The 3,627-nt window shown below is 57.2% G+C and carries 4 protein-coding genes; all 4 read right to left on the reverse strand.

The window, feature by feature from the left end:
- Positions 1–478 (reverse strand): FAD-dependent oxidoreductase (locus tag AC221Y_RS21820; protein WP_486708425.1); only part of this gene is annotated, 478 nt, incomplete at its 3' end.
- Positions 475–1,149, reverse strand: coding sequence for a TetR/AcrR family transcriptional regulator (locus AC221Y_RS21825; protein ID WP_299750085.1), 675 nt, complete (start codon positions 1,147–1,149; stop codon positions 475–477). The genes AC221Y_RS21825 and AC221Y_RS21820, both read right to left, overlap by 4 nt.
- 1 nt (position 1,150) lies before the next feature.
- Positions 1,151–1,426 carry a trimethylamine methyltransferase family protein gene (locus AC221Y_RS21830; RefSeq protein WP_486708426.1) on the reverse strand — a complete coding sequence of 92 codons (276 nt, stop codon included), beginning with the start codon at positions 1,424–1,426 and terminating at the stop codon, positions 1,151–1,153.
- A partial coding sequence (locus AC221Y_RS21835) for a GcvT family protein (RefSeq protein ID WP_486708427.1) occupies positions 1,423–3,627 on the reverse strand: 2,205 nt, incomplete at its 5' end. The genes AC221Y_RS21835 and AC221Y_RS21830, both read right to left, overlap by 4 nt.

The raw sequence follows: 3,627 nt of genomic DNA on the forward strand, positions 1-3,627 counted from the left end.
CGCGCAGGGTGGCTCCGTTGGGTTCACCAAAATTTGGATCGTCCTGGCGCTTGGCGGGCGAAAAACTGTCGAGCGTGTAGACCGGAAGTTTTGCAGCCACTTGTTCGGGGCCCCAATCCTCATGGGGGCAGTCGAGCGCGGCGGAATTTTCTTTGTGCTTTTCGAGCTGGTTGTTAACTGTCGTTTTCATAACGAGGCAACCGCACTCCTTGAATTGCGCCAGTTCTTCGCCGTCAGGCAGACCAAGGTAGGATTTCCAGTCGCGCCAGTAGTGATAGCCCTCCCAGGCGAAAGCGGTGCCGTCGAAGGTCGAATAATGCATTCGAATGATCGCGCAGGACCCGGCGGTTGAGCCGTGGCCGATCTGAGTGTTGCGATCAAGCGAGAGCGTTTTGTAGCCCGCCTTGGACATTTCGAAAGCGGTTGCGGTGCCGATCACTCCGGTGCCGATAATGATTGCGTCAATGGGTTGGGTCATGGGGTGTCTCCGGTTTGAACGGCCTGGCAATAGGCGCGGAAGTCTCTGATTTCGTCGTCTGCGGCGTGCTGGCCAGTAAAGCCATACAGGTAATGCGGCACCATTTTCATCCGAGTTTCAAGCGGTTCCTGGAGGTCGGCGTCATTGTAGCCGTTTTGCATGTAGTAGAGAATGCGCGCGCGCGTAAGGGCTTCGATTTCGGTGTATTCGTAGCGTTGGAACATAGCTTGGATCGCGGCGATTCGGGTGTCTTCTGAGGCGTGCAGGACGGCGCGGACCTTATCGGATCGGCGGGCCCAGTCCCGAACCGCAAAATCGAAAGGGATCGAGAATATACTGGGATTTACAACGCAGTGGAAGACCTGATTGACGGCTTGTGTAATGGTGCGTGACGGCGCCTGCGCTTTGGCGACAAGGGCGGCTGTATTGGTTTTTTCCCAGTGATCGAGAAGCGCGTCGAGAAGGTCTTGCCTGGTTTTGAAGTACCAGTAAAAGGATGAACGCGACACGCCAAGGCGATCGCTCATGGGCAGGATTTTGACCTGCTCGATGCCGTCCGAAATCAGGATGTCCTTGGCGACATTCAGCCAGTCCTGGCGCGTGACTTTGATATTCCCGACAAGCGGGGCTTTCGACGGATCGTCGCGGTGCAGCGGGATGAAGTGTGCCATTTTAGCTGACCGGTTCCGCGCCGTCCGCAGCGGTGGCTTTGCGGATGTAGTCGTCGAGAGCACCTTTGCGGGCGTCGTCAATTTCCGGGCCCTTTTCTTCGTGCAAGATGCGTTGCCAGATGGCGGTGGCGCGGGTGGTGGCGTCAGCGCTTCCCTTTTCGATCCATGCGTCGAAATTCGACCAATCGGCGGCAAAAGGTTGATAAAACTTTGTTTGATAGCGCGACATAGTTTTCTGGGCGGCGAAAAAGTGGCCTCCGGGCGCAGTTTCGATCATCCGCGCATCGCTTTTCCGGTAGGATCGTAGGGCGACGCATCGATGATCCGCGCGGGGCGCTCTCGTCCGACGACATGAACGGAAAGCACCTGACCCTGTTTGGCGATATCGGAATTCACAAGCGCCATTGCGAGCGACTTTTGCACCGTATGTCCATAGCCGCCGGAGGTGACGAAACCCACCTTTTCTTCGCCGTTCCAGATGGGTTCATAGCCGCTTGCGTCGGCATCGTCAGCGTCGACTTCAAGCGTCACAAGCATCTGGGCTGGACCGTTTCCGTCACGTTCAGCGATGGCAGCCCTCTTGCCCAAAAAATCGCCTTTGTCCCATGCGATCCAGCGGTCCATTCCAGTCATACCGGGCGTGTAGCCTTGGGTAAATTCCGCCGACCAAATGCCGAACGATTTCTCAAGGCGCAGCGATAGCATGGCATTGAAGCCGTACTCTTGAAGGCCAATGTCTTCGCCTGATTCCAACAGCATACGGCGCAGTTTGGCGTGGTCTCCATAGCGGCAGTTGATCTCATAGCCAAGCTCTCCTGCGACGGACATCCGCGCGACGCGGGCTTGAATTATGCCAACATCAAAGTGGCCACACCCCATGAACGGCAGCGCCGCGATATCTTGGTGGCAGAGCTTTTCGATGACTTTGCGAGAGTTTGGTCCAGTAAGGCCAAAGCCACAGATTTCTTCTCCGAGATCGCGGACAGACACGCCGCTTTCCATGTGGTCATCGAACCATCGCATGTGCCAGGCACGCAAGTAGTACGAGCCCATAATCCACCACGTGCCATCCCCCCAGTTGAAAACCGTCAGATCGCCCTTCAGGCGGCCGTTCTCGGCAAGCATCGGGGCAAGACGCGCGCGTCCCGGCGCGGGCAGTCTGGAGGCCATGATCTTGTCGAGCCAGCTCAGCGCGTTGGGACCCGAGACCTCGAAGCGGCTGAAACCGGTAATGTCGACCATTCCGACGTTTTCGCGCGCGTTTTTGCATTCCGCAGCAACAATATCGAAGGCATTTGATCTTTTTAGCGTATGGGTCTCAACGAAATCTTCATTGGGTGCAAAATAGAGTGGCACTTCGAGGTCCCAGTTGACACCCCATCGGCAACCGGCGGCCGTCATGGCATCGTGGGCGGGCGCCATTTTCAGCGGGCGCCCCGCGGGAAGCTGTTCGTTCGGATAAGTCATAACGAAGCGGCGGGAATAGAACTGCCCGGTCGTTTGGCGGATGTATTCTTTGTTTGCGGCCCACGGACCATAGCGGGCGACATCCATGGCGTAGACGTCTGCTTCGGGTTCGCCGTGGATCATCCATTCGGCAAGCGATTTGCCGACGCCGCCACCTTGAAGGAAGCCCGCCATGACCGCGCAGGCTGTCCAATAACCACGCTTGCCGGGCACGGGACCGACAAGAGGATTACCGTCAGGGGAGAAAGTGAAGGCGCCGTTAACCCATGTTTTGACGCCAACTTCTTGCAGGCAGGGGTAGCGTTCGAAGCCAAAGATGAGTTCCTTTTCGATACGGTCGGTCTGTTCCTGGAACAATTCCATACCATAATCCCACGGCGCGCCATCCATCGCCCAGTGTTCGTGGTCGACCTCGTAAATGCCGAGCAGGACACCTTTTTGGTCTTGGCGCAGGTAAGTGAAGCCCTCGAGGTCGACGGTCATCGGGACTTCAAAGTCGAGTTTTTCCAACTCAGGGATGGTGTCGGAAATAAGGTAGTGGTGCTTTAAGGGCGAAACGGGCAGTTCGACCCCAGCCATGCGTCCAACTTGTTTGGCCCAAAGACCGGCGGCATTTACCACGTGTTCGCAGGTAATTGTGCCTTTGTCGGTGACCACTTTCCAGCCATCGGCAGTCTGGATCAACTCTTCGACTTTGGTGTGCTCAAAGTATTGCGCACCACGTTTGCGAGCGGCGCCGGCATAGGCGTGGACCGTGCCGGTGGTGTCGAGATACCCCTCGCGGTCGGCCCACATGCCCCCCAACAGGCCCTCGGTGGACATGATCGGGCAAAGCTCTCCCGCCTCTTTGGGCGTGACGAGGCGGCAATCTTCGATCCCGATCGATTGGAACACACGATACGCAGATTGGAGCCATTCCCAGCGTTCGGGCGTGCCGGCCATGGTAAGGCCGCCAGTCATGTGCAGGCCAATATCCTGCCCGGATTCCTCTTGTATTTCTTCAAGAAGATC

This window comes from Boseongicola sp. (genome assembly GCF_057460485.1).